Below are 23,452 nucleotides of genomic sequence, written 5' to 3'. Positions count from 1 at the left end.
CTATCGGCCGTTCCCGCTCGCATCGGGTCAACTCCCCAGGCCACCATCCACCACGTGCACCTGGCCGGTAACGTAGCTGCTCATTGAGGATGCCAGATAGAGGGCGACGCTGGCCACCTCGTCAGGGTCGGAGTGGCGCTGCAACGGAACGGCCTTGTTCACCGCCTCCGTGACATTGACGCCGCTGATCGCGCTGATGCGGTTCTCGATTTCGTGCTGGAACGTGTTGTGGATCGGACCTGGATTGAGGCATTGACGCGGATGCCGCGCGGCGCGAGCGCCCGGGCCGCCGCGCAGACCACGCCGACCTGCGCATGCTTGGCGACGGTGTAGCTGATGTTCTGCCCCGCACCTTCGCCACCACGCAGGCCGGCGAGGCTTGAGATGACAATGATGCTACCGGGCACTGTAGCCGCCGTCGGCCATCAAGATATGCCCTGTCACGAATGACGCGTTCGGACCAGCAAGATAGACAAGGGCATCGGCGATTTCACTAGGTTCGGCCCAGCGGCCAATGGGATGGGCGCTCTTGATGGCCGCCTCGCCTGCGGCTGGGTCGTCCAGGCCTTCGAGGTAGCGAGTCAGGAACGGCGTATTGATTGATCCTGCTCCAACAGCGTTCACACGGATGCCTCGGGAAGCATAATCTACGGCCATCTGTCGTACCAGTTGAAGCAGGGCGCCTTTGGCCGCGCAATAGGCTGCCTGTTCCGGCAAGCCGACGACGCTTGAAATGGATCCCGTCGCGACGATCGAACCGTGGCCACGCGCGAGCATCGAAGGCAGCGCGCGCCTCGACATCAGGAAGAAGGATTTGGCGTTCGCATTCATGACAGCGTCCCACTCATCCTCGCTGGTTTCGTGAGCGGACTTCGAAATGATGAAGCCGGCGTTGCTGACGAGCACGTCGACCGGACCGAACCGCTGTTCTGCCGTCGTGAATATTTTCTCGACGTCAGCGACCTTGGTGACATCAGCGGCAACCGCGACGACATGATCGGGCGAGTCTCGTTCCAGTTCGTCGACGGCCGGGTTGAGATCTGTTGCGCATACCTTGGCACCGTTTTCGATGAAAAGTGAAACTGCAGCCCGGCCGACACCTCCCGCCGCTCCTGACACGACGACGGTTTTGCCCTCAAAGCTACTGGTCATGATGGTTCTCCGATCGTTGATGTTGGTACTAAATTGTAAGCGGCTGGCTCGGGGGTCGCTCACAGAGAGAGAAAGCAACCCTGTCTATCAGGCGGCCAGAGCCGAAACCGACGGATCAGCCCGACCCACGTTCCTTTCGGCCGTCGTATCCTCTCTTCGTTTTCAATCGAGCCTCGCAAGCGCTTCCGCAAAGAAGTTTACGTCGCCGAAATTGCCGGATTTGAGTGCCATCATCAGTTCGCCTCCCGGGTATCCGATGGTGCGCAGCATCGGGACGCCGGGGGCAAGTTCATCGCCGACCTCGAACGAGCCGATCGCCAGCTTGTCCACCACGGCGCCCGAGGTCTCGCCTCCCGCCACCACGAGCCGCCGAACGCCGGCGTCGACGAGCCCGATGGCGATTTCCGCCAAGGCGTTCTCGATCGTCTGCCCGGCCTCGTGCTTGCCGTGCTGCCGCTGGAGGGCTGCAACCGCATCGGGGCTGCCGGAGGACGCGATGAGCACTGGCCCAGCCGCGAGCTGCCGTCGAGCGAATTCAAGGGCCTCTTCGACGGCGCCGCCGCCGCCGGAGACAATGCGCTGCGGATCAAGGCGTAGCACCGGCATATGTCTTTCGGCGGCATCGATCTGCTCCAGTGTCCGGGCGGAACAGCTGCCGGCAATGACCGCCGATCGGCCACCGACAGCAGCAAGGTTAGCCATTGATCCCCGGGCTGGGCGTGCGGCCAGAGCGGCCCTTGCGAGTCCGTAGCCAAGTCCGGACGCACCCGTCGAAACGGCGCCGCCGGACGCCAATTGGCCGAGGACATCGAGATCGCTGTCCCGGATGGCGTCCGCGATGATCGATTTCCGCCGGCCAGGCATTGCGGCGATCTTCGCTCTGCAGCTTTCCAGGCCAAGTGCGACCGTCTGGCAGTCGAGACTGTGAACAGCGTGCTTGGATTGCCTCGCAAGAACACGCGTAAGATTGGCGTCATGCATCGGGTTCAAAGGATGGTGCCGCAAGGCGCTTTCGTTGAGTGGGACATCGTTGACGAACAGGTGCCCCTTGTAGACGGTGCGTCCGGTTTCCGGAAACGCCGGCGTAACCACGGTCCAGTCCTGTCCAGCCCGCTCCATGAACGCATCGGTAACCGGACCGATATTGCCCGCATCGGTCGAATCGAAGGTCGAGCAAATCTTGTACATGACGTGGCGGGCGCCGATCCGCCGGAGCAATTCCTCGGCGGCGAGCGCACTTGCGACCGCATCGACAGCCGGCACGGAACGGATCTTCAGCGAGACCACAAGCGCATCAATCGTTTCGAACAGACGGCTATCGACCGGGACTCCTATGGTCTGGACGGTTCGAAGGCCGCATTTGCGCCAGGTGTTCGCAAGATCTGAGGCCCCGGTGTAGTCGTCGGCTATGGCTGCGAGAATGACCGTCACTGCCTGCGCCCCCTATACGGCGCAAACCAGCCAAGGCCAGCTTTCGTCTCGCCAGCGGGCTGATACTCGCAGCCGACGAAACCGGAATAATTGCTCGTCTCAAGCTGTTCGAAGAAGTGCCGATAGTTGACCTCGCCGGTATCCGGCTCGTGCCGTGCAGGCACCCCAGCTATCTGGACGTGCCCGATGAGCGGCTGCAGATGCCGGAAGCTCTCGGTGATGTCACCATGCATGATCTGTCGATGGAACACGTCGAACTGAAGCCTGACGTTCGGGTGATCGAGTTCCTCAATAAATGCTGCGGCACGCGCAAAGTCGTTCAGAAAATAACCGGGCATGCTGCGGCCGTTGATCGGTTCCAACAGAAGGTTCAGGCCTTGGGCGGCCAGCTTCGATCCGGCGAAGTCCACGGCACGCCTGTAGCTTCTCAACGCTTCTGCGTCTGACGGGTCCGCAAGGCCGGCCATCATGTGGAGGGAGCGCACGCCAGTCGCCTGGGCGTAGTCCAGCGCCTTGTCGACGCCTGACTGGAACTCTTCGAAGCGATGCGGCAGGGCAGCGATGCCGCGTTCGCCCGCAGCCCAGTCTCCGGGAGGAAGATTAAACAACGCCAGTTCGAGTTCGCATGCCCTCAGTCGGCTGCCTACGGTTTCGGGTGCGAATTCATAGGGGAACAGGAATTCCACGGCTCCGAAGCCGGCTTCCGCGGCAGCCTCGAAGCGGTCAAGGAACGACCATTCCGTGAACATCATGGTGAGGTTGGCGGCGAAGCGTATCATGCGGCGAGATCGATCATGATGCCGCCTTGGCTGTTGGCAGCGATGCGCCGGACAACTTGGCATAGGTGCGTGCAACCGACGCGTCGTCGTCATGTCCCATGCCTGCGCCCGAGGTCGCGAGATACATCTGGAGGGCCGCCGCTGCGAGCGGCACGGGATATCGTTCGGCCCGAGCCATGTCCTGGAGAATGCCCAGATCCTTGACGAATATTTCAACCGAACTCAGCGGCCTGTAGTCGCCATCGAGGATATGCGGGACACGGTTCTCGAACATCCAGGAGTTTCCCGCGGACGCGGTTATGACCTCGTAGACAGTGGAGAGGTCCAAGCCGAGCTTGGATGCGAGCACCATGGCCTCGCATGCGGCCGCGATATGGATTCCTGCCAGATGCTGGTTGATCATTTTCACCGAAGCGCCGATGCCGGGTTCGTCGCCCAGGCGATAGACCTTCGCCGCGACCGCATCCAGGACATGCCGCGCCCGTGCGAAGGCATTCGGGCTGCCCGACGCCATGATCGTCAGGGCGCCGTTCGCGGCTTTCGCTGCGCCGCCCGAGATCGGGGCGTCGAGATAGAGGATTTCGCGCTCCGCGAGGCGCGAGGACAGGCGTTTTGCCTCCGACGGCGCCATGGTCGCTGACGAAATGAATACCGAGCCCGGTGGCATCACCGGGAACACGCCGCCGTCGCCGAAAAGCACCGCGTCGGTCTGCGCGCTGTTCACGACGACGCAGAGGACGACGCTCGCATTGGCAACAGCTTCGCTCGGTGATTCCGCTATCCGCGCGCCGCTTGCAACCAGCCTTTCCGCAGCGGTCGCGGAGGGATCGTAGCCGACGACCGCGTGTCCGCGTCGCACAAGCGAACTCGCCATGCCAAACCCCATCGAGCCCAACCCGATGACGGCGACGTTTGATTTTTCCGCGCTTTTGCCAGCAGACATGCGTATCCAACCTCTTGCTTTCAATCCAATCATAATGCAGATTATCTACAATCTGCAACGGGCTGTCGCCGCACTTTTGAGATTTTCAGGTTGGCGTCCGTGGGTAAGCTCAGTGCGTTTGGCTTCGTGCCATGCGCCTAGAATCTCGGGTGATATGGATCAGACGAAACTCTGTGAACAGATTGTCCGCTTCGGCAGGTCGCTGTTCGATCGCGGACTCACCCCCGGTTCCTCGGGAAACATCTCTGTTCAGCTCGACGAAGGCGGCTGGCTTGTGACCCCGACAAACGCGTCGCTCGGATTTCTGGATCCAGCGTCCATTTCCCGCCTTGACGCAAAGGGCAATCTTGTCTCGGGCGACAAGCCGACGAAGGAGATCCCCCTGCATTCCGCGCTCTACGACACAGTCAAAGGATCTCGGGCTGTGGTGCATCTGCATTCGACGCATTCGGTCGCCGTCACGATGCTTCCCGAGATCGATCCGAAGTCGGTGCTGCCGCCGATGACGCCGTACTATCTCATGCGCGCTGGCCGAACGGCGCTGGTGCCGTATTTCAGGCCGGGCGATCCGGCGGTCGCCGGGGCCATCAAGGGATTGGCCGGCAAATATACGTCGGTCCTGCTGGCCAACCATGGGCCGGTCGTGACCGGCAAGGACCTTGAGGGCGCCGTCTTTGCGATCGAGGAACTCGAGGAAACAGCAAAGCTGTACCTTCTGCTGCGCGGTCTCAACCCGCGATATCTATCTGCGGAGCAAGTCGAGGATCTGGCCAGGCAATTCCCGCTCCGGGGCCCTGACGGAGCGCACGACCACCATTAAACAAGGCAGTTTCGTCTGGAGCGGGGTGGTCCAAAAACACATTGACAGATTGTAGACAATCTGCAATTTTGAAGATGGGAACAAGGAAGCAAATAATGCTCTCGCAGGACCTGAGTACCGAGCATTTCCGGCAATCGATGCGGCGCGTGGCGTCGACGGTCTGCGTGATCTCGTGCAGGCACGACGGGCGCCGATATGGCATTACCGTCACGTCGGTCACGCCGCTCAGCTTCGCTCCCATTTCGATCCTTGCGTGCGTCAACCGCAACTCGTCGATCAATGTGCCGCTCAAGGAAGAGGGGCAATACTGCATCAACGTGCTTCGGGCCTCGCAGGCTGACATATCCAACTCTTTCAGTGGCGGACGGCCATCCGAGAGGCGTTTCGACATTGGCGAGTGGACCGAAAAGGACGGCATCCCCTACCTGGCAAGCGCGCAGGCGAACCTGTTCTGCGAGATGGATCAGGCGATCTCCTATGCCACGCACGACATCATCATCGGGCGGGTCGCAGGGGTGGCATTTGCCTCCGATGTCGACCCGCTGATCTACCATAACGGCGCCTACGCGCTGACTTCACCCATGGTCCTGCAGAAGGCTGGATAGGACTGTTTACCAACGTCGACAGCCGTCGCCGAGGGATCTTAGGAGCAAATGAATGCAGCTTGGCCTTTTTAACCTGATGACGCTTCGCGATCATCCCGACGGTGCCCAGGGCGTGATGCGCGATACCCGCAAAATGGTGGAGACCGCCGATGAGCTCGGCTTCGATGTCGCGTGGTTCGCCGAACACCATTTCGCCAACTATTCGAGTTCGCCGTCGCCGCTGATGATGTGTTCCTACGCGGCCGGATGGACCAAGCGGATCAAGCTAGGCCCGGGCGTTATCGTGCTGCCGCTCTACAATCCGCTTCGTGTCGCCCAGGAGATCGCGGTCGCCGACACACAGACCGAGGGCCGCCTCGTCATCGGCCTGGGTACCGGCTATCAGCGCTATGAGTTTGATCGCTACAACATCGTGCTGGACGACAGGGTCGACGTTTTCCTTGAGTATTGGGACGTCATCGAAAGAGCGCTCGTCGATGGCGAGGTCGAGTACAAGGGAAAGTACATTTCCCTCCCCAAGACCAGCTTCGCGATCAGCACCCAGCAGAAGCCTCTTCCCCCGATTTTTGTGACCTCCTCCCACCCGAAGCTTCTCGATCGCTTCAAGAAGTGGAAGGCGGTCCCGTTCCTTGCAGCCAGCACGCTCGGATCGCCCGTGCTCTACAAGATGGTCGACGGGCTCAACGACGCCTGGACATCCATCGGCGAGCAGCCTTCGACCAAGCCCTTGGCGATCATGCAGTACCTGGCCATAACCGACAGCCGCAGCGAGGCATTGGTCGTGGCGGAGCGGGCCCGGTACGTGGGGCGTATGGCGCATTATCTGCGCCAAGCCTCGCCGCCGCTGGACGACAACAGCTACATCAGCAACCAGACGTTCGAAGGCGAGTACACGCTCGACCAATATGCGGACAACATGGTGGTAGGCGATCCGCACGCCGTTGCCGAGAAGATGGTCGCGGACATCAAACGTCTCAATCCAAGCAACTACACCTGCAACTTCTCCTTCGGCTGCATGCCAATCGAGTTGGCGCATCGCTCGCTCGTTCGATTCAAGAACGAAGTCGTGCCCCTGATCGAGAAGGAAGTGGGACCTATCGAAGCTCGGCGTGACACCCAGGCTGGCGAGAAAGGCGAGTTGAGCGGTCTCAATTGCTCAGCCAACAAACTACTTGGTCTGCAACAAAGAAAAGGGGAATGAAATGAAAATGGTTATGAGGGCTCTGCTGGCTACGGCGGTCGCCACATTCACGCTGGCTGGTCAGGCGCATGCCGACTCCGCGCTCGACACGATCATCAAGAACAAAAAGCTGCGTTGTGGCATCATGCTGGACAGTCCGCCTGCCGGCTTCCGCGACTCGAACAACGAGCCCGACGGGTATGACGTGACGTACTGCAAGGACATGGCAAAGGCGCTTGGCGCAGAGCCGGAAATCATCGAGACGCCTTCGCCGGATCGTATCCCGGCGCTGGTTTCGAATCGCATCGACGTCCTTATCGCCTCGACTACGCCGACCCCGGCACGTGCGCTGACCGTGGCGTTCACCCAGCCATACACCAACAACGTCATGGCAGTCGTGACCCGCAAGGACACCGGCATCGCCAAATACTCTGACCTGGCATCCAAGAAGCTTGGTGGTGTCGTTGGCACCACGCCTGAGCAACTCTTCAAGGATGAGCTGGGCAAGGGCTGGGAGGGTACGGGTGCGACCTACACCGGCTTTGCGAGCGATGCGGAAACCTTCCTGGCTCTGCAGCAGGGCAAGATCGACGCCATCGTGATCAATGTCGCCGTCTTCAACTCGCTATCGCAAAGTGGTCAGTTCCCAGAGTTCGTGATGGCCGGACTTGCCCCTCTCGCCGACTTCGGATCGATTGCCGTCAAACGTGACGACCAACAATTCCTGAACTGGGCGCGGGTTTTCGTGTTCACTCAGGTTTCGAACGGGCGTTGGGCCGAGGTGTACCACAAGTACTACGGCAATGGTCCGCTGCCGCCGCTGACAGCTGAAGGCATTAACTTCTAAGCATAGAGCTTATGCCGGCAGGAAAACCCTGCCGGCATGAGCATGGGATGATTGGCATGAACGGCTATCAGTTCTACTGGTCCATAGTCTGGGATTCACTGCCCCTGCTGCTGGCCGGAGCCTGGGTGACGATCCAGATCACCATTCTCGCCTTCATTATCGGCACGCTCATTGCGATGCCCATGGCTGTCGCGCGCCAGCAGGGCGAGGGATGGGCCTACCGGTTTTCGACCTGGTGGGTGGAGCTGTCGCGCAACACGCCTGCTGTCTTTCAGCTCTATCTATTTTATTTCGGGCTGGGCGCCTTCCACATCAACATCCCCAGCTACGCCGCCGTCCTCATCTCCGTTTCCTTCAACAACGCCGGATACATGACAGAAATCTTCAGGGGTGGTCTCAACGCCATCCCGCGACAGCAGCTGTCGGCTTCGCGCTCACTCGGCATGACCAGCCCGCAGAGCTTCATCCATGTGATCTTTCCACAGATGTTCAAGGTGATCTTCCTCGCCTATGTCACTCAAGGCATCTGGGGAATGCTGAACACCTCGCTTGGCATGCTGGTCGGACTGCAGGAGCTCTCGGGCGCCACGCAGTACGCGCAGTCCGCATCCTTCCGGACATTCGAGTTCTTTCTGGTCACGGCGCTGATCTATTACCTCATCGCCAAAGGGCTGCAGTTCTCGTCCCACCTGGCCTTCCGCCTCATATACAGGAGCTAGGCGTGCAGTTTCAGTTCGCAAACCAAGGCCTCGCCTGGTCGGATGCTTATTTCCTGGCTCAGGGGCTGCTCAACACCGTCAGGCTGGCCGCCGCAGCAACCCTTGTCGGCACCCTTGCCGGGATCGTCCTTGGCTGGTTGCGCACCGTGTCAATGACCGTGAGGATCGCCACGGCCCCCTTCATCGACATCCTGCGCAGCGTGCCGATGATCATCCAGCTGATACTCGCCAACAGCCTTCTATCGATCCTGGGCTTCGGCACTTCACCCTTTTGGTTCGGTACCGTCGCACTTGGTGCCTGGATGTCGGCAGTAACTGCCGAGGTGGTCCGGGCGAGCCTGCTCTCAGTCCCGGTTCAATACCGCAAGAGCGCTCGCTCGCTCGGCATGAACGGCTACCAGGAGCTCTTGTACATATCCATGCCCCTGGCATTCAGGACGGGTCTGGCTCCGTGGATCGGGCTCGTCCTCAGCCTGATCAAGGACAGCGCTCTCGCAGGCGTGGTCGGCTACATCGAATATATGCGTTCCACCCAGATACTCATCACCAGGACACATGAGACCTGGCTGCTGCTGATGGGTGCGGGGCTTTTCTATTTCCTTATCTGCTATCCTGTTTCCCGGTACAGCCGGCACCTCGAAAGAAAGGTCCGCGTATGATCCGCATCAGCAACGTCCAGAAGGCCTTCGGATCGGTGATCGTGCTCAAGGGCATCGATCTCACGGTCGAAAAGGGCGAACTCGTCTGCCTCATTGGCGCGAGCGGGTCGGGAAAATCTACGCTCCTGCAATGCATCAACGGGCTCGAACCGATCCAGGGTGGCGAGATCCTCGTAGACGGCATCAGCGTCCACGATCCGAAGACGGATATCAACAAGCTGCGCAGCAAGCTGGGCATCGTCTTCCAGCAGTACAACGCCTTCCCGCACCTCACGGCGCTGGAAAATGTCGCGCTGGCACCCCGGGTGGTCTCAAAGCGAAGCCGCGCTGTGGCGCGCGCACTTGCGCAGAAGCACCTCGAGCATGTGGAGCTGGGCGACAAGGGCGACAGCTTGCCGTCTCAGCTCTCAGGCGGCCAGCAGCAGCGTCTCGCCATCGCCCGAGCGCTTGCAATGGAGCCGAGCTACATGCTCTTCGACGAGGTCACCTCCGCCCTGGATCCCGAACTTGTCGGCGAAGTGCTTGAGACCATGCGCCTCCTGAAGAGCGAAGGCATGACGATGGTGGTTGTCACGCACGACATCAATTTCGCTCGGGAATCGGCGGACCGCGTGGCCTTTCTCTGCCAGGGCGAAGTCTGCGAAATCGGCACGGCCGAAGAGGTGATCGACAATCCCCGCAAAGAACAGACACAGAAGTTCCTGCGGCGCGAGAATCGCAAGCCCCTTGAAATCGTCAGAAGCTCAGTCGCCTAGCGAATTCCATCCAAACGCAGCATCGAAGGGTAACTCATGATCTCGTTCAATCTCACGGGAAAGGCGGCGCTTGTCACCGGGGGCGCGTCGGGCATCGGCCTCGAAACCGCGCGCATGATGGCCAAGGCAGGCGCCAAGGTCGCAATCAACTATCTACCGGCCGACCAGAGGGGCGAGGCTGCTCTCGCTGGGCTCCAAAGAGAGGGGCTCGACGTTATCGGTGCTCCAGGCGATGTCGGCGACGCCGGGCAGGCCAAGGCAATGGTGCTCGAGGCGGTGGCGAAGCTCGGCCGTCTCGATCTGCTTGTCAACAACGCGGGAATACCGGGCGTGAAGGTCCCGGTGCCGATCAACGACCTGGACAGCATAACGGAGGAGCTTTGGGCAAATCTGCTGAACGTCAACCTGATGAGCGTTTTCAGGTGCTCGAAGGCCGCGGCGCCTGCTCTCAAGGTGGCCAAAGGTTCGATCGTGAACACCGCTTCCATCGCCGGCTTCGGCGCCGTGGCCAGCACCATCGCCTATAGCGGCTCCAAGGCCGCGGTCATCAACCTGACGAAGAACCTGGCGCGTGCGCTCGCGCCCGATGTGCGGGTCAACGCGGTGGCGCCCGGCGTCGTCGAAAGTTCGTGGGCGATTGAATGGTCGGTGGAGCGTCGCCAGAGCACCCTCGCCAGCACACCTCTGAAGAAAGTCTGCACCACGGCGGATGTCGCGGAGCTTATCGTCTTCCTCGGTTTCGCCGGCGCGCTGATCACCGGTCAGACGGTGGCGATCGATGGCGGCATCTCGATCTGATCAGCACTGGAGAACGGCATGGAACTCGTGAAGCTAAAGTCCGGCAGCATCCTGGAAGAGAAGGAAGGCTATTCGCGGATCGTCGCCCTCGACACTGGATCTTCATGTCCCTGACCGCAGGACGCGACTACAAGACCCGTGTGATGCCTGAGACGGCCGTCGAGCAGGCAAGGCAAGCGATGAAGAACGTCGAAGGCGCGCTTGAGGCGGTCGGCAGCAGCCTTGCGGATGTTGTGCGGCGACGCATCTTCATTCCGCGCCAGGAAGACGTCCCGGAAGTCATGGCCTATATGGGCGAGAAGTTCCGGGACATCTCTCCGGCAAGCTGCGTCAGCTGTGGTCCGTTGGGCGGACCTGAGTATCTCTTCGAAATAGAGCTCACTGCGTATCGTGGTGCTGGCTCCCTTCCGGCGAAGAACCTGGTGGTCTCGCTCAAACGGCAAGTCAGGCGGGACAGAACGTTTTCCACTTATTCCGTAAGGATAGCTTAGTGGCAGGCTTCTCATTAGATTATCGCATTCGTATATAGTCTACATTCCGAATGCCTGTGCAGCCGATCTCCTGCGGTCGCCTTATGAGGATCCTGATGCGACACGCAAATGAAACAGGCGCCATTCTGGCTCCCATGACGCAGATGGAAAGCACGCAGTTCGCTGCGGAGCAAATCCGGAACGCGATCATTGCCGGGCACTTCAAGCCCGGCGACCGGCTCGTCGAGCAACAGCTTACCGACATGTTGAACGTCTCCCGGCATCCGGTCCGGGAAGCATTGCGCCTGCTTGCTCGCGAGGGGTTCGTCGAGATCAAGCGGAACAAGGGAGCATCTGTCAGGGCGGTGGACGCAGACAGCGTCATCGAAGTCTACAATATCCGGATGGCTCTAGGAAAAATTGCCCTGGACCATCTGCTCGCGGAACCAGGTCGCCTAGCTTCGGTTGACCTCAAGCGTCTCGAAAAATTGGCTGAGAATGCCGTCAAGTTTGCTAACCTCGATAGCCAGGTCGAGACCGTTCGCAACGATCTTGAGTTCCAGCAAGCGATCATTGACGCGACGGGATTGCAGCGGACCATCCGCTACTTTTCCGAGCTGACCGCAGATGTGAGGCGCTTCAACCATCAGTTGGGCGTTGTCTATACAGACCGAAAGGGCGACGCCGAGAAGTATGTCGTCAAGCTACTCGAAAGCTTGCGCGACGGAGATCTCCGCACTGCGCATGAGATCTGGCAAGCCAAGTTCTCGAAGGCTCTCGAGCGCTACCTTTCGCTGATTGCCGACAGTGAATCAAATGGGGCGAGCCGCAACAGCGTGAAGACCGGTCGACCCTCACGTCGGTAGCAAGGGACGGCCTCGCACGAAGCATCTTCGCGCGTTGATTGTCCTCCCGATTTCGGCATCTAGGTGATGATGCGGCTCGGGCTTGATCGCCAACATGCACGCGCTTTTGCTTAAACAATGTTGCACCTGATTTCACTAGCAGAATCGACGCAGACGCGTCATTGTGCAATGAATATTGCGAAAGAGTGCAACATGAAACCGACCGCTGAAGCGCCGCGTGACTATGAAGAGCTCATCCGGCTCATCCACGACCGCTACGACGAAATGAGCAAATCCTACCAGAAGATCGCGCTCTATCTCACCCAGAATCCTAACGACGTTGCTGTCAGGTCGGTGAATGCAATTGGGGATAGCAGCGGAGTGCATGCCTCAAGCTTCGTGCGCTTTGCGCAGGCGCTCGGTTATGAAGGCTTCAAGGAACTCCAGTCTGTCTTTCAGAAGCGCCTGTCGACCGCCGCGCCCGGCTTCGAGGCTCGTATCAAGGCGCTGGAAGGCGAATTGGGAGCGCGAACAGATCGTAGCGAAGTCGGATTCATGCGCGACCTCGTGGTTCGCGACATTGCCTCGCTTCAGGACATGCTGACACAGATACCACCCGAGGATCTGGCCAAGGCAGTGACCCTTCTCGAAAAGGCCGACGCGATCTACCTGATCGGGCAGTTGCGATCGACGCCTGTGGTCGAACTTCTCCGCTATATCTTGACGATGCTGGGCAAACGTTGCGTGCTGCTTGATCCCGGCGGCGGACTTGCTACGCATATGGCGCGCATGATCCGCAAGACCGATGTCTTGTTTGCCGTGTCCTTTCGCTTCTACGCCAATGAAGTGGTCAATGTCGTGGAAGAGGCCGCTCGCAGCGAAGTTCCGATAATTGCTATTTCCGACAGCACGCTGTCTCCGCTAGCCAAGAACGCCAGTGTTCTCTTCGCCGTACCGGAGCATGAATATACCTTTTCCCGTTCGCTTGCCGCCCCAATGTGCCTCGCCCAGGCGCTGACGGTTGCACTCGCGGCGCGACTGCAGAACAACGCTGTCAGTCCGCGCATACCCACCGTCACCGGGCAGTAGCGGTTCCCCGACAATAACCCGGGCGTTCCGCGTCCTTGGCATTCCGGTTGCGAACCAAGCGCGCCAGGTGCACTCGAGCCTGGATGTCGCAATAGAAATTGCGCGTTTCGCATGATGCAAAGATTTCATTGTCGCATCGTTGACACATCGTTCATTGCGGAATATTTATATCTTGCAATTTTCGTTGCAGCCTATCCTTAAACCGGTTCGGGGGTGCCCCGTGCCGTCGTGAAGGGGGCGAACTGAGTATTCCATGGGAGGAAACTATGAAGCGACTTCTGACCGCATTTCTGACGGCAACCGCTATGGCAAGCGCCTTGGCGGCGGCACATGCTCAAGATGCCAAGAAAGTGTTCTTTTTACTGCCGAATACCACGACAATTCGCTTCACAAGCCGGGACGCGCCGTTCTTTGTCGCGGCAATGAAGGAGAAGGCGCCGAACGCTCAGGTGACCGTGCAGAATGGCGAGGGGGATCCGGCGCGGCAGCAGCGGCTGGTCGAAGACGCCATCACCCAAGGCGCCAGCGTGATCGTGCTCGCGGCGACGGACGCAAACCTCGCCGCTGGCAGTCTTAAGGCGGCAGCTGATGCGAAGGTGCCGGTGGTCCTTTATGATCACGACGCGGTCGGCGGCAAGGCCGAAGCGCACGTCGTCTTCGACTCATTGTCAGTTGGCCAAGCCCAAGGCAAGCGCGCCGCCGAGCTGATCAGCGCAATGAAGAAGTCGCCGGTCAAGGTTGCGCGCGTGAAGGGTAATGAGGGCGAATACGGTACAGGCCAGTATGAAAAGGGCCAGAACGAATTCCTTCAGCCGTTGATCGATTCCGGCAAGGTGAAGGTCGTCTGCGAGCAGTACACGCAGAACTGGGATCCGGCGCTGGCTCAATCTTTCGCCGAAGACTGCCTGACCCGCAATGGCGGTGATGTCGATGTCTTCCTCGGCATGAATGACGGTACCACCGGAGGCTCGGTTGCCGCTCTGATCAGCCAGGGGGCCAAGCCTGGCGACAAGCTGGTGACCGGCGGACAGGACGCGACCGTTGAAGCGTTGCGGTACGTCGCACAGGGATGGCAGGACAACTCCGTGCTCAAGGATCTCAAGGTTGAAGCGACCTATGCGGCGGACGTCGTGGCTTCGATCCTGGATGGCAAAGGAGTGCCAAAGGATCTGATCAACGGCAAAGTGAACAACAAGTTCATGGATGTGCCGGCTGTCTTCCTGCCGGTGAAGAACATCACCTTGGATAATCTCTCGGACGTCGTCACCGCCGGCGTCTGGACCTGGCCAGAAATCTGCAAGGGCATCGAAGACACCGAAGTCTGCAAGAAGAACAACAAATAGCGAGATCGACCGAAGGACAGCGGCGCTCGCTGTCCTTCGGTCACCTGATGGGAGGAGCCTGATGGTCAAAGCGGCAGCAACCCGCGGCGGCGCCGATGTTCGTGCGGCGCATAAATCCACGCCGCTAATTTCGATGCGCAATATCCGTAAGTCGTTCGGGTCGGTCCATGCTCTTCAGGGGGCTTCGGTGGACGTCCACGCCGGCGAGGTGGTCGCCCTGGTCGGCGACAACGGCGCCGGCAAGTCCACGCTCGTCAAGATCATGGCGGGCGTCTTCGGCTTCGACTCTGGAGAGTACACCATCGAAGGCCAACCGGCGAAAATCGGCAATCCTGCCGACGCCACTGCCCTTGGGATCCAGACCGTCTATCAGGATCTAGCGCTCTGCAACAATCTGGACGCCGTGCAGAACCTGTTTCTCGGGCGCGAGCTGACCGGTCCGACATGGTTCGGCCGACGGATCCGGCGTGCCGAGTGCGAAGTTCGTGCCCGCGAGGTGCTGACGCGCATGCGACTCGGCCAGCTGTCACTGACGCGTCCTGTCGGAGCAATGTCTGGCGGCCAGCGACAGAACATAGCCATCGCACGTTCCATTCTGTGGACGCCGAAGGTCGTCATATTCGACGAGCCGACAGCCGCACTCAGCCACTCCGCAGCCGAACAGGTCTCGGCCCTGGTCCGCACGTTGGCCGACGAAGGGCTCGGCATAGTCGTGGTTAGCCACGACATCCACAATTTCGTCGTCAACGCCACCGACCGCATAGAGGTCATGCGCCTGGGCGCGAACGTCGCGAGTTTTAAATCGAGTGAAGTGACAGGCGAGCAAGTGGTCAACGCGATGGTCGGTGGCAACGAGGCAGTCAACCTCGCTGGCTGAGCCCCGCGGGGCGAAAAGTATCAGAAGGATACGTCAAGAATGGCAAACTCGGCCGCCGCTTCCGGTGACGTCAAACGCCGCACCATCGGCGAAGTGCTCAACAGCGACATGCGTGCGCTGCCCGTCATAATCGGGCTGGTGGCGCTGTGGGTGTTCTTCGCGCTCCAGAGCAATGTCTTCCTGACACCGCAGAACCTGTCGAACCTGCTCGTCCAGAGCACGGTTGTGGGCATCATGGCGATCGGTCTGATGTTCGTGCTGCTGGTCAAGGAAATAGACTTGTCGGTCGCAGCGATCAACGGCGTGACATCGGTCCTGATGGCCAAGCTGGTTGTCGACTACGGCGTTTCGCCCTGGCTGGCGGTGACGGTCGCAATCGTAATGGGTGCTGCTATCGGCAGCTTTTCGGCGCGCTGGGTCACGTTTGTCGGCGTACCGTCCTTCGTGGTGACGCTGGGGCTCGGACTGGCTCTCAATGGCTTGCAACTCGTGCTTTTGCCTCCGACCGCCCGCTACGGTTTGATGGGAACCGGTATCGACAAGATTGCAGAGACTAAGATTTCGGGGATCACGTCATGGAGCGCGCTGGCGATTGGGCTCGTCGCGTTTGCCGCTCTGGTCCTGTCGGGCATTGCCCGCAGAAAGCGCGCCGGTCTGGAAGCTTCCCTGTTCAGCCGATTTGTGCTGCCGCTCGGCGCGGCCGCGATTTTTGGCGCCATCGTCGTGATGATCCTCAACGCACATCAGGGCATACCAGTTGTGGTTTTGATCTTTGCGATCCTGCTCGGGATAGGCGGGTATATCCTCAAGGAAACCCGGTTCGGCCTCTATCTTTATGCGGTCGGCAACAATGACGAGGCTGCGCGACGGGCCGGCGTCAAGGTTGCGCGCATCAAGATGGCGGCCTTCGCTATTGCCGGCGCTATCGCTGCGCTGGCTGGCGTACTGGGCGCGTCGCGGGCATTAGGCGTTGGCGTCTTCTCCGGTGGCGGAGTAGGGGGCGGCACGCTGCTGCTGGAATCAATTGCCGCCACCGTCATCGGCGGCGTCAGCCTGTTCGGCGGCCGCGGCTCCATTCACGCGGCCCTGTTGGGCGCGCTTGTTATCGGAACAGTCCAGAACGGGCTCAACCTGATGGGCGTCGAGAACTACGTTCGCCTCATCGTGACGGGACTGCTTCTCGTGCTGGCGGTATCGATCGACAAGCTGATCGAAAAGGCCATGGGTCAGCAGAATTTCTGATTTGCTTCAAACCCACTCTGAACGACCGAATTCGATACCTTGGCGGTCGTTCAGTTTCGAAGGTTCGATGACGCGATCTGACCCGAAGCAGACTCGCAGGTGAAGCAGGGCATAGCCGCTCCGCGCCCAAATATAGCCGTTGAGGTCCGTTTGTGCGTCACCTGAAAGCGACATCCTATCGGGTCGCAGGACGCCCGCGCCAGTAGCTGACATCTGCGTCAGATATTCTCCGGCGTGACGATTTCAAAAGGTATGGATCGCTGAAGGGTGGCAAATGGTGCTTGCGGTCCAATGACATCGATCATCGTTTGGACAAGAAGGGCCGAGGTCGATTCGAGCGGGTGGCAAAGAGCTGCAGTGATCAGGCCCTCAGACAGTCCCTTTCGAGTTTCGGGTCCAATGTCACGGCATACTACTTTGATACCCGACCGCCGCTCAGGAGACACCTCCCTCAAGGCACGAAGTACACCAGTTATTCCGCCGCCGACGATCAGAATTCCGACAAGATCGTCAGTCGATTTCAGAAGCTCAGTCACCATTCGATAGGCCTCACTGGCTTCCTCGTGGGTAGGACGGCTTTCCTCTACCGCTAGCCGTGGAGCGTGCTCGCGCAAATAGGAACGGAAACTGGCGTCTGACACATCCTGGCATTGATACCGGTGGTTGCCTATGAAAACCGCTATACGACCCGGTCCGTGAGTGGTTTGGGTAATCAGGAAGGCTGCAGTGCGCCCCAGCTTCCAGTTGTCGGTGCCTACATATGCGGCCCTTTCCGGCGCGGACTGATCCGTGATGTAGGAGACAACCGGTCTGCCCATCTCCTTCAGCGAACGGATGGCCTGCCCAATGATGGGGTGATCTGCCGCGACTACCGCAACGGCGTCGCATGAATCGCCCAGCGCAATCAGACCGCTCGCGATTGTCTCCGGCGTCAGCAGATCCACGAAGTCGACTATTGGATCGATGACCTCGTCGCGGCGCTCGCGACAGGCGGCGATAATCTTCTTCCCGAACAATTGGTAGAGATCACGGGTCGACTGCTGAAGCAGGAAGCCCAATCGGTAGTGTGGAGATATCTTACGAGCCCGATCATCAATGGCTCCGATTCCGTAAAACCCAATTTCCTCCGCTGCGCTTTGTACTCGTTGGACGGTCTTCGGGCGTACTGAAACGGTGCCACTTAGAATTCGGTTCACGGTCGCCACCGAAACGCCTGCCGCAGTAGCGAGATCGTGGATTGTCGGTCGCCTCATGAGCTCCATCCCAGATATATCATCATGACTGATATCAAATGATACAAATGCCGCTTTGATACTATTTTCGCCTTCTAGAAATATCAAGCCTCCGATATGAATCCCACCCAATTGAGGGCCGATGTTTTGACGAGCCCAGTTGGGAATAGCTCCGCAGGGAGGCGCTGTTACGATGGATGACCTTCAGTATGGAACGCGCGATAAACGCGGTAACTGGGCTCCGCATCGCCGGGCCGAGCCGGCGCCAATCTGGCATCGTCCGTTCAATGCAAAGAAGGTGGTGGCGTGGATTCCTGAATTTCTTTGGCCGTGGAACGCCTTTCATATTGCCACGTCGATTATTTGGGCGAACTTCCTTATCCCAAGCTGGCAGAGCCTCGCGACCTTGTCAGTTCTCAACTACTTCTGGCTATACGGCCTAAACGCCGCCGGCATATTCCTCTTCTACGGCTTCTTCGAGCTGCGCTATTACTTCCAGCGCAAGCAACAGAACCGCTTCAAATATAATCCAAAATTCCCTTCGGACGCGCCGTCTGACGTGTTCTGGTTTCAAAGCCAGAACATCGACAATTTCACCCGCTCGTTTTTCGTCACGATACCACTATGGACAGTGGTCGAGATCGTGATGCTGTGGGTCTATGCAAACAGCTGGGCGGTCTGGCTGCCATGGACGACGAATTGGCTTTACCTCTCGTTCCTGGTGCTTATCGCGCCGGCCGTGCATGAGGTCTATTTCTTCTTCCTTCACCGGGCGATCCATTGGCCGCCGCTCTACAAATGGGTGCATTCGGTCCATCATAACTCGATCAATCCAAGTCCCTGGTCGTCGCTGTCGATGCACCCAGTCGAAGGCTTCCTCTATCATGCTGAAGCCTGGCTGCACCTGTTGATCCCTTCTAATCCGGTCTGCGCCTACTTCACGCTGCACGGAGCGGGATTTGGAGCGGTGAACGGCCACCTCGGCTTCGAGACATTCGAAATCACCGACAAGGTTAAACTCGATAGCCATTCGTACGTGCACTACCTGCACCACAAGTATTTCGAGGTGAACTACGGCGGTGATGGGCTGGTACCCCTCGATAAGCTGTTCGGCACTTGGCACGACGGCAGCAAAGAAGCCGATGAGGTCATGAAGGCCCGCTTCCGCAAGAAGAAGGAAAAAATGCGGGGCCCGCAGGAAGGCCGCAGCGATCCCGCGTCTGGAATGCCGGCGGAATAGCGAACCAAAAACTGTTTCGACTGCGCCTGTGAGGAGCGGGCCGGGGACAGCAAGACTTTTGTTCAAAAGCCCCACGGGGCAAATCTGGGAGGAAGACTATGAAGCTTTTCAAGACAATCGTGTCGACAGCGGTGCTGATTGGATTCAGCGCCGGCGCGGCGCTCGCTGCCAATATCTTCGTGGTTGGCGGCAAGCCGGACGATCCGTTTTGGTCGATCGTAAAGCGCGGTGCTGAAGACGCTGGCAAGGTCGTCGAGGCCCAAGGTGGCAAGGTCACCTGGCTCGGGCCGCAGAACTATGACAATCTGGGCGTGGACGCCGCCGAATTGATCCGTCAGGCCATCGATCAGAAGGCCGACGCCATCGTCGGCCCGGACTGGGTGCCGGAAGCGATGGACCCGGCGTTCAAGGCAGTGAGGGATGCTGGCATTCCCCTGATCATCTACAACGCCGGCGGGCTGAAAGCGGCCGATCGTCTTGGCGCCATGAACTATGTCGGCTCAGACGACTACAAAGGCGGTGTCGCGGCTGGCGAGTACCTCACCAAGGCCGGCAACAAGAAGGGCGTCTGCATCAACACGCTGCCCGGCGCCGCCAATATTGAGGCCTTCTGCGGCGGCTTCAAGGAGGGGATGAAGAACGGCGGTGGCGAAGCCGACGTCCTGCCATTGCCCGCTACATCCTTCGGCTCGGCAACGGCCGTCGCCCAGGCGGTCAAAGCCTATCTGCTGCAGCACCAGGACGTGAATGCCGTCTTTACCATCGGCAACGTTGACGCCAACTCGGCCATGAACGGCCTTACCCAGGCCGGCAAGGTTGGGAAAGTGCAAATCTGCGGCATGAACTTTGACGAAACCATCCTGAACAACATCAAGGATGGCAAGCAAGCCTGCGCGATCGACCAGCAAGGCTACCTGCAGGGATACCTGGCTGTAGCGATCCTGAACGGCCACGTCAATTACGGCTTGGCGGTGCCCACCCGCGAGATCCTTACGGGACCAGGCATCATCGACAAGACAAACGTCGATGCCACCATCGCCGGTGTGAAAGCAGGGACGCGATAATCCTCCCGCCTGGGCCGCCCTCGCTTTACAGCGGGCGGCCCTTTTTCCCTCTCTCTGCGGCGGCCACATCGCGGCCGGCCGCGTGATCGCGGATTACCCTAATGGCACATCCCGTGACATCCACTTCAACTCCGGCGGCGGACCGCGCGCGGTCCGGACTGGCCTTCGGCCGGCTGGCGCGTCGACCAGAGGCAGGCTCGTTCCTCGGCATGGTCGCAGTTCTTCTCTTCTTTGGCCTGTTCGGCGGAAGTGGTTTCATGTCGGCCGCGGGCACGGCCAGCTGGTTGAACATCGCGTCTGAGATCGGGATCATCGCGCTGCCGGTAGGGTTGCTTATGATCGCCGGGGAACTGGACATCTCGGTCGGTGCCGTGATCCCGGCCGCGTCTCTCACCGCTGCTATCGTGTCGGGTCATTATGGGCTGCCCGACTGGCTTGGCATAACGGCCGCGCTTGGCCTCGGCCTCGCTGTCGGCCTCCTCAACGGGCTCTTCGTGACGAGAACGACCATCCCGTCGCTCATAATCACTATTGGCACCATGTTCCTCACGATGGGCCTGACGCTAGGTCTCACCGTCATGATCGCCGGCAGCACCGGCGTCTCGCTTGTGCCGAACCCGCTCACCAAGGCAATCTTCGGCGACTATCTCGGCGGCATGTTCCAGGTCACGATCCTGTGGTGGGTGGTGTTCGTGATTGGCCTGTTCTGGCTGTTGCACATCTCCCCGATGGGCAACTGGATCTATGCACTCGGCGGCGACAAGGAAAGCGCGCGCAACGTTGGCATCCCGACCAAGCGGCTGACCATCGGTCTGTTCATGCTGTCCGGCTTCAGCGCCGCCTTCGTCGGGGTCAGCGAGGTGATGGTCTACCAGAGTGCGCAGGTTCTGGCCGGTCAGTCCTTCATCTTCAATTCCATCATGTGTGTGGTCATCGGGGGCGTTCTGCTTACGGGCGGGTTCGGCTCGATCGTTGGCATCGTGTTTGGCACGATTACCTTCTCGATCGTGAACCAGGGCATCTACTTCACGAGCATGGATCCCAACATCGGAAGCGTCATAATCGGCGCGCTTCTTTTGATCGCGGTGCTGACAAACGACACCTTCCGGCAACTGGCACTCAGCTATTCGTCGAAGAAGGGAAAACAGTCATGATGGACGCAATCAAATCGGTGCTGCGCCGTCCCGCAGCCGGCTCGATCCTCAGTCTTATCGGCGTCGTGCTGTTCTTCGTTCTGTTCGGCGGCGCCAGTTTGGGCACGCTCGTTGGTGCAGCGAGTTGGGTCAATTTCGCGGCCAATCTGGGCATTGTCGCCATTCCAGTCGGGCTGCTGATGATCTCGGGCGAACTCGACATCTCCATCGGCGCTTTGATCCCCGCGGGTTCCATGACAACCGCCATACTCACCGGCTATTACGGACTGCCCATTGGGGTGGGAATTGCTGGGGCGCTGACAGTCGGCGTGGCGGTCGGCCTGGTCAACGGCCTGCTGACGATCCGCACCTCCGTGCCCTCGCTAATCATTACTCTGGCCACGCTGGTCGCCATGCAGGGGGTGGTGCTCAGTGCTTCGGTGCTTCTGACCGGGACTGCCAGCGTTGCCCTGACCGCGCCGGGCTGGGCCAAATTCCTGTTCGGCCAGTTGATCGGTGGCAGTCACCAGGTCATCATCATCTGGTGGATCGCATTCGCCGTGATCATCGGCTTCGTTCTGCACAAGACCCGTTACGGCAACTGGCTGTTTGCAATGGGCGGCGATCGTGTCAGCGCCCGCAACGCCGGAATTCCGACAGACCGCATGACCATTGCGCTGTTTGTGTTGTCCGCAGTCAGCGCCACCTTTGTTGGCATCTGCCAGGCGATCCTGTTCAATTCCGCCCAAGTCTCCGGCGGCATGAACTTCATCTTCAACGCCATCGTGTCCGTGGTGGTGGGCGGCGTATTGCTGACCGGCGGTTTCGGGTCGGTTGTTGGTATCTTCGTCGGCACCATCACCTTCGCCATAGTCAGCCAGGGCATCTACTTCACCCAGATCGACCGAAACTGGTCGAACCTGATCATCGGTGTGATGCTCTTGGTGGCCGTGCTGATGAACCAGTCGTTCCGCGATTTGGCTTTGTACTTCAGACCGCGGGGTAAGCGAAGCCTGCCGCGGGAGCCAGCAAACCCATGAGAAACGAGTTGTTACAGCAGCCGGGCCCTGAACTCGCTTCCGTCAACGGGCATCGAGCTTCGATGAATACCCCTGGCCGATCAACCGCATCAGCCAAGCCGGTTCGCAGATGAAGAGGTGCGCACGCCATGAACGACAAACCTGCCATTCTCGAGCTGAAAAGCGTCAACAAATCCTTCGGGCCGATCGATGTCCTGCACGATATTTCGCTGAGGGTGCGCGCCGGCGAAGTGCTTTGCCTTCTCGGCGACAATGGCGCCGGCAAGTCCACCCTCATCAAAACCCTGGCCGGGGTCCACAAACCAACCAGCGGCCAGATACTGATGGATGGTCAGCCGGTGACCTTTACTGGGCCGAGTGATGCGCAGGGACGGGGCATCGCCACGGTGCACCAGTTCGGCGGCACGTTTCCGCTGATGAGCATCGGGCGGTCCTTTTTCGTCGGCGTCGAGCCGACCAAAGGTTGGGGACCGTTCAAGATCTACGACCGCAAGCGCGCCAACGAGATCGCGGTGAAAGCGGTCCGGGATTTCGGAATTACCCGCATTGATGACGGTGACCGCCTAGTCGGCGGCCTGTCGGGCGGAGAGCGCCAGTCGCTTGCCATTGCCCGCGCTGTGTATTTTGGAGCGCGCGTGCTGATCCTGGATGAGCCGACCGCGGCGCTCGGCGTCAAGCAGGCCTCCCACGTGCTGCGTATCGTCAATGAGTCCAAGAAGCGTGGCTTGGCGGTGGTCTTCATCACCCATCAGGTCATGCACGCCATGACTGTCGGCGACCATTTCGCGGTGCTGATCCGCGGCGCCATCGCCGATGATTTCCGCAAGGGCCAAAGGTCCCGCGAGGAGATCACGGATCTGATGGCTGGCGGCGAGACCATGGCCGGCCTGGAAGCCCAGGTCGAAGGTTACATGGCCGAGCATGAAGGCCATCCGCCGTCCTTCCAGGTGCTGGAGGGATCAGCCGCTCCGTAGACCCTTCCCTGGAGCCCCGGCAAGTCGGCTGCGCATCACGGCGCGCCGCTGCCCCGTAAATTAGAAACGCAAAGAATAGGACTAAGATGACAATCCGCATTGCGGTGATCGGCGCCGGCCTGATGGGCGCAGATCATGCCAAGATAGTCGCCGAGGAGCTTCCAGGCGCAAAGCTCCAATTGATCTGCGACATGGATCAGCAGCGCGCTCGCCTG

General features: G+C 59.8%; 25 protein-coding genes and 1 pseudogene. 20 read left to right on the top strand and 6 right to left on the bottom strand.

Going from position 1 to position 23,452, the window contains the following annotated elements:
* Positions 1-27 precede the first annotated feature (27 nt).
* The 5 genes and pseudogenes from NKH89_RS29805 to ltnD all read right to left on the bottom strand — a co-directional run bounded on the left by NKH89_RS29805 (position 28) and on the right by ltnD (position 4,305).
* Positions 28-407, bottom strand: a pseudogene (locus tag NKH89_RS29805) (SDR family oxidoreductase).
* Entirely contained in the window at positions 397-1,230 is an 834-nt protein-coding gene (locus tag NKH89_RS29800) for an SDR family NAD(P)-dependent oxidoreductase (protein WP_352910866.1), read from the bottom strand. Before NKH89_RS29800 ends, NKH89_RS29805 begins: the two are co-directional and overlap by 11 nt.
* An 84-nt stretch (positions 1,231-1,314) precedes the next feature.
* Positions 1,315-2,583 carry a 3-oxo-tetronate kinase gene (gene otnK / locus NKH89_RS29795; protein WP_023718655.1) on the bottom strand — a complete coding sequence of 423 codons (1,269 nt, stop codon included), beginning with the start codon at positions 2,581-2,583 and terminating at the stop codon, positions 1,315-1,317.
* Positions 2,580-3,362: a 2-oxo-tetronate isomerase gene (gene otnI, locus NKH89_RS29790; RefSeq protein WP_352910864.1), complete on the bottom strand. Its 783-nt coding sequence runs from the start codon at positions 3,360-3,362 to the stop codon at positions 2,580-2,582. The genes otnK and otnI overlap by 4 nt, the downstream gene beginning before the upstream one ends.
* A gap of 13 nt (positions 3,363-3,375) precedes the next feature.
* Complete coding sequence (gene ltnD / locus NKH89_RS29785; protein WP_023718653.1) at positions 3,376-4,305, bottom strand: L-threonate dehydrogenase; 930 nt, start codon at positions 4,303-4,305, stop codon at positions 3,376-3,378.
* A gap of 154 nt (positions 4,306-4,459) precedes the next feature.
* Between ltnD and otnC the strand changes: the two genes are divergently transcribed.
* The 14 genes from otnC to NKH89_RS29715 all read left to right on the top strand — a co-directional run bounded on the left by otnC (position 4,460) and on the right by NKH89_RS29715 (position 16,554).
* Positions 4,460-5,125, top strand: a complete 666-nt coding sequence (gene otnC / locus NKH89_RS29780; protein WP_352910915.1) for a 3-oxo-tetronate 4-phosphate decarboxylase — start codon at positions 4,460-4,462, stop codon at positions 5,123-5,125.
* 95 nt (positions 5,126-5,220) lie between these two features.
* A complete protein-coding gene (locus NKH89_RS29775) occupies positions 5,221-5,730 on the top strand; it encodes a flavin reductase family protein (RefSeq protein ID WP_023718651.1) in 510 nt (169 codons plus the stop codon).
* A 52-nt stretch (positions 5,731-5,782) separates the two neighbouring features.
* Positions 5,783-6,931, top strand: a complete 1,149-nt coding sequence (locus NKH89_RS29770) for an LLM class flavin-dependent oxidoreductase (protein WP_352494529.1) — start codon at positions 5,783-5,785, stop codon at positions 6,929-6,931.
* Between the two features lies 1 nt (position 6,932).
* The gene (locus NKH89_RS29765; protein ID WP_031193900.1) at positions 6,933-7,757 is read left to right on the top strand and encodes an ABC transporter substrate-binding protein; all 825 of its coding nucleotides are present in this window, start codon (positions 6,933-6,935) and stop codon (positions 7,755-7,757) included.
* Between the two features lie 56 nt (positions 7,758-7,813).
* Positions 7,814-8,476: an amino acid ABC transporter permease gene (locus NKH89_RS29760; protein ID WP_352494528.1), complete on the top strand. Its 663-nt coding sequence runs from the start codon at positions 7,814-7,816 to the stop codon at positions 8,474-8,476.
* A gap of 2 nt (positions 8,477-8,478) precedes the next feature.
* Positions 8,479-9,135, top strand: coding sequence for an amino acid ABC transporter permease (locus tag NKH89_RS29755; RefSeq protein ID WP_023718647.1), 657 nt, complete (start codon positions 8,479-8,481; stop codon positions 9,133-9,135).
* Positions 9,132-9,890 (top strand): amino acid ABC transporter ATP-binding protein, encoded by a 759-nt coding sequence (locus NKH89_RS29750; RefSeq protein ID WP_352910862.1) that lies wholly within the window; start codon positions 9,132-9,134, stop codon positions 9,888-9,890. The genes NKH89_RS29755 and NKH89_RS29750 overlap by 4 nt, the downstream gene beginning before the upstream one ends.
* A 36-nt stretch (positions 9,891-9,926) precedes the next feature.
* A complete protein-coding gene (locus NKH89_RS29745; protein WP_023718645.1) occupies positions 9,927-10,688 on the top strand; it encodes an SDR family NAD(P)-dependent oxidoreductase in 762 nt (253 codons plus the stop codon).
* 104 nt (positions 10,689-10,792) lie between these two features.
* Positions 10,793-11,179, top strand: coding sequence for a Rid family hydrolase (locus NKH89_RS29740; protein ID WP_023718644.1), 387 nt, complete (start codon positions 10,793-10,795; stop codon positions 11,177-11,179).
* A 95-nt stretch (positions 11,180-11,274) separates the two neighbouring features.
* Positions 11,275-12,024, top strand: a complete 750-nt coding sequence (locus NKH89_RS29735; protein WP_352910860.1) for a GntR family transcriptional regulator — start codon at positions 11,275-11,277, stop codon at positions 12,022-12,024.
* A gap of 117 nt (positions 12,025-12,141) precedes the next feature.
* Positions 12,142-13,092: a MurR/RpiR family transcriptional regulator gene (locus NKH89_RS29730; RefSeq protein ID WP_352910858.1), complete on the top strand. Its 951-nt coding sequence runs from the start codon at positions 12,142-12,144 to the stop codon at positions 13,090-13,092.
* Between the two features lie 266 nt (positions 13,093-13,358).
* Complete coding sequence (locus NKH89_RS29725; RefSeq protein ID WP_023718641.1) at positions 13,359-14,435, top strand: ABC transporter substrate-binding protein; 1,077 nt, start codon at positions 13,359-13,361, stop codon at positions 14,433-14,435.
* 61 nt (positions 14,436-14,496) lie between these two features.
* Positions 14,497-15,312: an ATP-binding cassette domain-containing protein gene (locus NKH89_RS29720; RefSeq protein WP_023718640.1), complete on the top strand. Its 816-nt coding sequence runs from the start codon at positions 14,497-14,499 to the stop codon at positions 15,310-15,312.
* 39 nt (positions 15,313-15,351) lie between these two features.
* The gene (locus NKH89_RS29715) at positions 15,352-16,554 is read left to right on the top strand and encodes a sugar ABC transporter permease (RefSeq protein ID WP_023718639.1); all 1,203 of its coding nucleotides are present in this window, start codon (positions 15,352-15,354) and stop codon (positions 16,552-16,554) included.
* A gap of 218 nt (positions 16,555-16,772) precedes the next feature.
* Here NKH89_RS29715 and NKH89_RS29710 read toward each other — a convergent pair whose 3' ends face one another.
* Entirely contained in the window at positions 16,773-17,807 is a 1,035-nt protein-coding gene (locus NKH89_RS29710; protein WP_352910855.1) for a LacI family DNA-binding transcriptional regulator, read from the bottom strand.
* Between the two features lie 172 nt (positions 17,808-17,979).
* Between NKH89_RS29710 and NKH89_RS29705 the strand changes: the two genes are divergently transcribed.
* The 6 genes from NKH89_RS29705 to NKH89_RS29680 form a co-directional block, all read left to right on the top strand.
* Positions 17,980-19,026, top strand: a complete 1,047-nt coding sequence (locus NKH89_RS29705) for a sterol desaturase family protein (RefSeq protein WP_352910854.1) — start codon at positions 17,980-17,982, stop codon at positions 19,024-19,026.
* Positions 19,027-19,124: 98 nt separating this feature from the next.
* Complete coding sequence (locus NKH89_RS29700) at positions 19,125-20,090, top strand: sugar ABC transporter substrate-binding protein (RefSeq protein WP_352910851.1); 966 nt, start codon at positions 19,125-19,127, stop codon at positions 20,088-20,090.
* A gap of 101 nt (positions 20,091-20,191) precedes the next feature.
* Positions 20,192-21,244 carry an ABC transporter permease gene (locus NKH89_RS29695; protein ID WP_502896952.1) on the top strand — a complete coding sequence of 351 codons (1,053 nt, stop codon included), beginning with the start codon at positions 20,192-20,194 and terminating at the stop codon, positions 21,242-21,244.
* Positions 21,244-22,263, top strand: a complete 1,020-nt coding sequence (locus NKH89_RS29690) for an ABC transporter permease (RefSeq protein WP_352910910.1) — start codon at positions 21,244-21,246, stop codon at positions 22,261-22,263. Before NKH89_RS29695 ends, NKH89_RS29690 begins: the two co-directional genes overlap by 1 nt.
* A 128-nt stretch (positions 22,264-22,391) precedes the next feature.
* A complete protein-coding gene (locus tag NKH89_RS29685) occupies positions 22,392-23,237 on the top strand; it encodes an ATP-binding cassette domain-containing protein (protein ID WP_023718633.1) in 846 nt (281 codons plus the stop codon).
* 86 nt (positions 23,238-23,323) lie between these two features.
* The coding region (locus NKH89_RS29680; RefSeq protein WP_352910908.1) for a Gfo/Idh/MocA family oxidoreductase at positions 23,324-23,452 on the top strand (129 nt) is incomplete at its 3' end.

The organism is Mesorhizobium sp. M0923, from assembly GCF_040319365.1.
Classification (GTDB): domain Bacteria; phylum Pseudomonadota; class Alphaproteobacteria; order Rhizobiales; family Rhizobiaceae; genus Mesorhizobium.
The sequence above is the reverse complement of the archived record's forward strand: the minus strand, read 5'-3'. Positions and strand labels throughout refer to the sequence as shown.